General features: G+C 69.4%; 6 protein-coding genes. 5 read left to right on the forward strand and 1 reads right to left on the reverse strand.

Going from position 1 to position 6325, the window contains the following annotated elements; genetic code table 11:
- Positions 1–155 precede the first annotated feature (155 nt).
- Genes kaiC through ACQKQD_RS27980 form a run of 4 tightly spaced genes read left to right on the forward strand, consistent with a single transcriptional unit; the run spans position 156 to position 4250 of the window.
- The gene (gene kaiC, locus ACQKQD_RS27965; RefSeq protein WP_427510160.1) at positions 156–1844 is read left to right on the forward strand and encodes a circadian clock protein KaiC; all 1689 of its coding nucleotides are present in this window, start codon (positions 156–158) and stop codon (positions 1842–1844) included.
- Complete coding sequence (locus ACQKQD_RS27970; protein ID WP_056528328.1) at positions 1841–2182, forward strand: circadian clock KaiB family protein; 342 nt, start codon at positions 1841–1843, stop codon at positions 2180–2182. Before kaiC ends, ACQKQD_RS27970 begins: the two co-directional genes overlap by 4 nt.
- A gap of 41 nt (positions 2183–2223) precedes the next feature.
- Positions 2224–2496 carry a circadian clock KaiB family protein gene (locus ACQKQD_RS27975; protein WP_020096506.1) on the forward strand — a complete coding sequence of 91 codons (273 nt, stop codon included), beginning with the start codon at positions 2224–2226 and terminating at the stop codon, positions 2494–2496.
- Positions 2496–4250: an ATP-binding protein gene (locus ACQKQD_RS27980; protein ID WP_427510161.1), complete on the forward strand. Its 1755-nt coding sequence runs from the start codon at positions 2496–2498 to the stop codon at positions 4248–4250. Before ACQKQD_RS27975 ends, ACQKQD_RS27980 begins: the two co-directional genes overlap by 1 nt.
- 9 nt (positions 4251–4259) lie before the next feature.
- Here the strand turns inward: ACQKQD_RS27980 and upp are convergent, their stop codons facing one another.
- On the reverse strand, positions 4260–4895 hold the full coding sequence (gene upp / locus ACQKQD_RS27985) for a uracil phosphoribosyltransferase (protein WP_020096508.1): 636 nt from the start codon (positions 4893–4895) through the stop codon (positions 4260–4262).
- Positions 4896–5372: 477 nt separating this feature from the next.
- Here upp and ACQKQD_RS27990 point away from each other — a divergent pair.
- Positions 5373–6325 (forward strand): MCP four helix bundle domain-containing protein (locus ACQKQD_RS27990; RefSeq protein WP_427510162.1); only part of this gene is annotated, 953 nt, incomplete at its 3' end.

A 6325-nucleotide genomic window follows, 5' to 3' on the forward strand; every position in this document is an offset into this window, starting at 1 on the left:
CGCATTCCACCGGTGTTCCGCCCGTTCGACGCGCTGTTCGCGCCAGCCTCCGCGTCTCTCGCGGTGCGAACCGTCCCGATCGGCCCGGCAGGGTTGAAAGCGCCGCCCCACTTCCGGACTTGCCGTCCTCCGAGACGTCCAGGGATTCGCCCATCGTGCCCGACCCGCAAGCCGCCCGGACACTGCCCAAGGTCGCGACCGGCATCACCGGTTTCGACGACCTGACCCATGGCGGTCTGCCGGCCGGGCGGCCGACGCTCATCTGCGGCGCCGCGGGCTGCGGCAAGACGCTGTTCGCCACGACCTTCCTGGTCAACGGCGCGACGCTCTACGGCGAGCCCGGCGTGTTCATGAGCTTCGAGGAGCGGGCCGAGGATCTGGCGGCGAACGTCGCGTCGCTCGGCTACGACCTCGACGGTCTCATCGCCGCGGGCCATCTTGCCATCGACCACGTGCGCGTGGAGCGGAGCGAGATCGAGGAGACCGGCGAGTACGACCTCGAGGGCCTGTTCATCCGCCTCGGCTTCGCGGTGGACTCGATCGGGGCCAAGCGCGTCGTCCTCGACACGATCGAGACGCTGTTCGCGGGCTTCACCGATCCGACCCTGCTCCGCGCCGAGCTGCGCCGCCTGTTCGGCTGGATCAAGGATCGCGGCCTGACCGCGATCATCACGGGCGAGCGCGGCGACGGGCCGCTCACCCGCCAGGGCCTGGAGGAGTACGTCTCCGACTGCGTCGTGCTGCTCGACAACCGCGTCGAGGACCAGATCACCACGCGACGGTTGCGCGTCGTCAAGTATCGAGGCTCCGCCCACGGCACCAACGAGTACCCGTTCCTGATCGATCACGCGGGGATCAGCGTCCTGCCGGTGACCTCGGCGGATCTCGTCTACGGGGTGCCCGACGGCATCCTCTCGACGGGGATCGCCGGGCTCGACGCCATGCTGGGGCCGCGGGGCTTCCATCGCGGCTCCGGGATCCTGATCTCCGGCGAGGCCGGGACCGGGAAGAGCATGCTCGCCGCCTCGATCCTCGACGCGGCCTGCCGGCGCGGCGAGCGCTGCATGGCCTTCGTGTTCGAGGAGAGCGGTGCCCAGATCATCCGCAACGCGCGCTCGATCGGGCTCGACCTCGCCGCGCACGTGGCGAGCGGCCGCCTCCGCTTCGAGGCCGCGCGGCCGAGCCTGTTCGGTCTGGAGACGCATCTCGCGCGGATGCACCGCGACCTCGACCAGTTCCGGCCGGACGTGGTGGTGCTCGACCCGATCTCGGCCCTGCGCGGGTCGTCGGGCGAGCTGCAGGCGACGCTCCTGCGCATGATCGACCTGATCAAGACCCGCGGCATCACGGCGATCTTCACGACCCTCCGCGGCGACGGCTCCCTGATCGAGGACAACGATCTCGGCGTGTCCTCCCTGATGGATGCCTGGATCAAGCTTCAGAACATGGAGGCGAACGGCGAGCGGACGCGGACCCTCTACGTCATCAAGGCGCGGGGTATGAGCCACTCCAACCAGATCCGCGAATTTCTGATGTCGTCGGACGGGATCCAGTTGGTGGATGCCTATATTGGTCCTTCAGGTGTTCTCACCGGCACCGCGCGCCTGGTTCAGGAGGCTCAGGAACGCGCGGCCGCGCTGCAGCACCGGGACGCGACCGAGCGCCGGCTCCGAGATATGGCGCGCCGACGCTCCGCCTTGGAGCGTCAGATCGAGGAGCTCAGGGCCGGTCTTGAGGCGGCCGTGGACGAGGAGGAGAGCCTGCGTACCGAGGACGCGGCGCGGGGCGTCACGCTCGCGGCGGAGCAGCAGGCGTTGAGCGCACGACGGAGTGCCGCGGAATGAGCGATACGACATCGGACGACCAAGCACCCGAGACGGATCCCGACCGCGATTCCGGCCACTATCACCTGCGCCTCTACGTCGCCGGGCAGACGGCCAAGTCTCTCGCTGCCCTGAGCAACCTGAAGCGGTTCTGCGAGGAGCACCTGGCCGGCCATTACGACATCGAGGTCATCGACCTCATGAAGAACCCTCAGCTCGCCGCCGGCGATCAGATCCTCGCGATCCCGACCCTCGTGCGCCGGCTGCCGTCGCCGCTCAAGCGGATCATCGGCGACCTGTCGAACACCGAGAAGGTTCTGGTCGGCCTCGACATCCGTCCCAAGGCCGACCGGCCTTGAACGCGGCCGCCTCGTCTCCGACGGACGCGGAGCACGTCCGGTTGCGGCTGTTCGTGGCCGGAACCGCGTCGCGCTCGCTGCGCGCGGTCGAAGTGCTGCGCCGCATCTGCGAGGCCCACTTCCCGGGCCGCTACGAGCTGGAGATCGTCGACATCTATCAGCAGCCCGACCTTGCCGAGCGCGACGGGATCCTCGCCGCGCCCACACTCCTGAGACTGGCGCCGGGGCCGGAACGGCGCCTCTCGGGCGACCTCCTGGATGAGGGCCGCGTGCTGCGCAGTCTCGAGATCGCGTCCGCCGCGGAGCCGCTCTGATGGGTGTGGACGCTCTGCTGCCCGGCGACGAGCCCGGGCTCGACGCCTATCGCGCCCATATCCGCGAGCTCGAGGCGCGGCTGGAGGAGAGCGAGGAGACCCTCGCGGCCATCCGCCGGGGCGATTTCGACGCCGTCGTGGTGGAGGGCCCGAACCACGAGCGCCTCGTCTACACGCTCGAGAACGCGGACCTGCCCTACCGGGCACTGATCGAGCAGATGCAGGAAGGCGCGTTCACGTTGGCGCTGGACGGGACGCTGCTCTACTGCAACCGGCGGCTGGCCGAGATGCTCGGCGAGCAGCAGGAGCGCCTGACCGGCCGCGCGCTCCGGAATTTCGTCCACGCGGATGTCGACCTCGGGCGCCTGATCCGGCACGCGATGGACGGGCCCGTCCGCGAGGAGATCGCGCTGCGCGCGGCGGCGGGATCGGAGAGCGCGACCTTCCTGTCGCTCAGCCGCTTCGCCTGCCAGGGCGATCAGCCGCTCCTCTGCGGGATCCTGACGGACCTGACCGAGCAGCGACGCAGTATGCAGGCGTTGGCGGAGGCTCATGCCAAACTCCAGTCCGAGAGCGCCGAGCGCGAGCGCGTGGAGGAGGCGCTGCGGCAGTCGCAGAAGCTCGAAGCGGTGGGGCAGCTGACCGGCGGCGTCGCCCACGACTTCAACAACCTGCTGACGGTGATCAAATCCTCCACCGACCTGCTCAAGCGCCCGGACCTGCCGGAGGAGCGCCGTCGCCGTTACGTCGAGGCCATCTCCGACACGGTCGACCGCGCCGCCAAGCTGACCGGCCAGCTCCTGGCCTTCGCGCGCCGTCAGGCCCTCCGGCCCGAGGTTTTCGAGGTGGGCGCCTCGCTGCGGGCCGTGGCGGAGATGCTGGATTCGGTCACCGGAGCGCGCATCAGCGTTCTGGCCGAGATCCCCGCCACCCCCTGCTACATCCGCGCCGACCTCAGCCAGTTCGAGACCGCGCTGATCAACATGGCGGTGAACGCCCGCGACGCGATGGGCGGTGAGGGCACCCTCACCCTGAAGCTATCCGGCGACCGGCCGATGCCGGCGATCCGCGGTCATGCGGGGTCGCGCAGCACCTTCGCGGCGGTGTCGCTGTCCGACACCGGCATCGGCATTCCGGCCGACGTGCTGCCGCGCATCTTCGAACCGTTCTTCACCACCAAGGACATCGGCAAGGGCACCGGGCTCGGGCTGTCCCAGGTCTTCGGCTTCGCCAAGCAGTCCGGGGGCGACGTCGACGTGTCCAGCAGCCCGGGCCACGGCACGACCTTCACGCTCTACCTGCCGCAGGCGGAGCACGCGCCGGACATGTCCGTCACGCCGCGGAGCGAGGAGAGCGGGCTCGACGGCGCCAGCCTCTGCGTGCTGGTGGTCGAGGACAACATCGAGGTCGGCCGCTTCGCCACGCAGATCCTGGAAGATCTCGGGCACAAGACCGTCTGGGCGACCAATGCCGAGGAGGCGCTCGTCGAGATCGAGAGGATCCCCTTCCGTTTCGACGCCGTCTTCTCCGACGTCGTGATGCCCGGCATGGGCGGTATCGCGCTGGCCCGCGAGCTGCAGCGGCGCCTGCCCGACCTGCCGGTGGTCCTCACCTCCGGCTACAGCCACGTGCTGGCGCAGGAGGGCGTCCACGGCTTCGACCTGATCCAGAAGCCCTACTCGGTGGATCAGCTCTCGCAGACCCTCCGCAAGGTCGTCGGCAAGGGCCGCGCCGGAGCCCGGCGTCGGCGCTGAGGCCGGCTCCTAGCGGGTGCCGTACATCCGGTCGCCGGCGTCGCCGAGGCCCGGGACGATGTAGCCGTGGTCGTTCAGGTGGCTGTCGATCGCCGCGGTCCAGACCGGCACGTCCGGATGGGCGGCCTGGAACTTGGCGAGGCCCTCCGGCGCCGCCAGCAGGCAGACGAAGCGGAGGTCGGAGGCGCCCCGGGCCTTGAGGCGGTCGAGGGCCGCGATCGCCGAGTTGGCGGTCGCCAGCATCGGATCCAGCACCAGCACCGTCCGGTCGGCCAGATCGGACGGCGCCTTGAAGTAGTACTCCACGGCTTCCAGCGTCTCGGGATCCCGGTAGAGCCCGATATGCGCGACGCGGGCCGACGGGACCAGCGACAACATGCCGTCGAGAAAGCCCACTCCGGCGCGGAGGATCGGCGCGAGCACCAGTTTCTTGCCCTGGATCTGCTGCCCCTGCATCGGCTGGAGGGGCGTCTCGATGGTGACGGGCTCCAGCGGGAGGTCACGGGTCACCTCGTAGGCCAGGAGCATCCCGATCTCGTTGAGGATCTGCCGGAAGCCCTTGGTCGAGCGGTTCTTGTCCCGCAGATGGGTCAGCTTGTGCTGCACCAGCGGGTGATCGACCACGGTGACCCGAGCCGTCGACATGCCCCGAACCCTCCCCTTGCGGTTGAGGAGCAATGCAGGAGCGAAGGCCGGGGTGCAACTCGTCCCGGTGATCCCGGCGGAAGGCCGGATCGACGGAGGTGCGTGAGGACTCGGGTAGGCATCGCGGCCGGGCGCGGAATCCTCTCGGAAGGATGGGGGCTCGGTCGACGCGGACCGTCGCGTGCGGGTCCGGCACAAGCGTCACTTGTATCGTCGCCGTCAACGCTTTCGTCTGGATAAGAGAGATTTTCGGCCGAAGCAGATACCCGAACTTGCGCGACGGTTGACCTTTATCTGATATGATAATGTAGCTTTGTTCGGTAAATTATCGGTTCTAGAGCATTATTATAAGTGAAAATCGTTCTATGATGTTTTTAAGGCGCGAGTTGCGCGAGATCCTGAAGTGGCTAGATGCAGTCGCCTGCGTCGGACCGCCCGATGCGACCGTCCCGCACTCGGATCTGGCCGAGGATCGTCATGCGCGCATCCATTCCACTCAAAGCAATCCTGGCCCTTCTCTTCGCGGGACTTGCCCTGATCTCCGCGGCGCAGGGCGGTCTGTCCCTCCGTCAGCTGGCCGGGATCGGGCAGGCTGCGACGGCGCTGGCCAGGGACTGGGTGCCCTCCCTCGAGAAGGTCGGCGCGATCGAAGTGGCGGCCTCCGAGGTGCGCATCAAGCAGTACCGGCTCATCCTGCTGTCGGATACGCCGGAGCACCGGGACGCCAATGAGGCCGCCCTGGCGAACACGCACGCGCGGCTGCGCGACGCGCGCCGGGCTTACGAACCGCTGATCACCACCGCCGAGGAGCGGCGGCACTACGACGCGTTCGGCGCGTCCTGGACCCGATTCGCGGAGGTGGATCAGGACGTGCGGCGCCTCGTGGAGGCGGGGCGGCAGACGGAGGCGACCGCGCTGCTGATCCGGCCCGACGTCGTGGCACTGTACGACGGTGCCCGGGCGGCCCTGGCCCGTCTGGCGGACCACGACGAGAAAGCGGCCCAGCAGGACGCGGACGCGGCGATGACCCGAGTCGAGGCCGCGTCCGCCGCGGCCGTCGCCAGCATCGGCCTCGCGCTGGTGTCCGCCCTGGCGGCGGCGATCTTCGGCCTCCTCTACATCTCGCGGCCGATCGCCGCGATGACCGCCGCGATGACCCGGCTGGCGCGGGGTGAGGCCGGCACCGAGGTCCCGTTCCGGCACCGACGCGACGAGATCGGCGCCATGGCGGCGGCCGTGCAGGTGTTCAAGGACAACCTGATCCGCACCCGGCAGCTGGAGGCCGAGGCCGAGGCGGCCCGGCAGGACGCGGAGCGCCAGCGCGGCCTCGCGATCCGGCAGGTCGCCGACCGCTTCGCCGACGCCGTCGGCGGGATCGTCGCGCAGGTCTCGACCGCGGCGGCCGGCCTGCAGGCCACGGCCCGCGGCAT

The sequence above is a fragment of the Methylobacterium sp. NPDC080182 genome, assembly GCF_050281105.1.
In the GTDB taxonomy this organism is placed as follows: domain Bacteria; phylum Pseudomonadota; class Alphaproteobacteria; order Rhizobiales; family Beijerinckiaceae; genus Methylobacterium.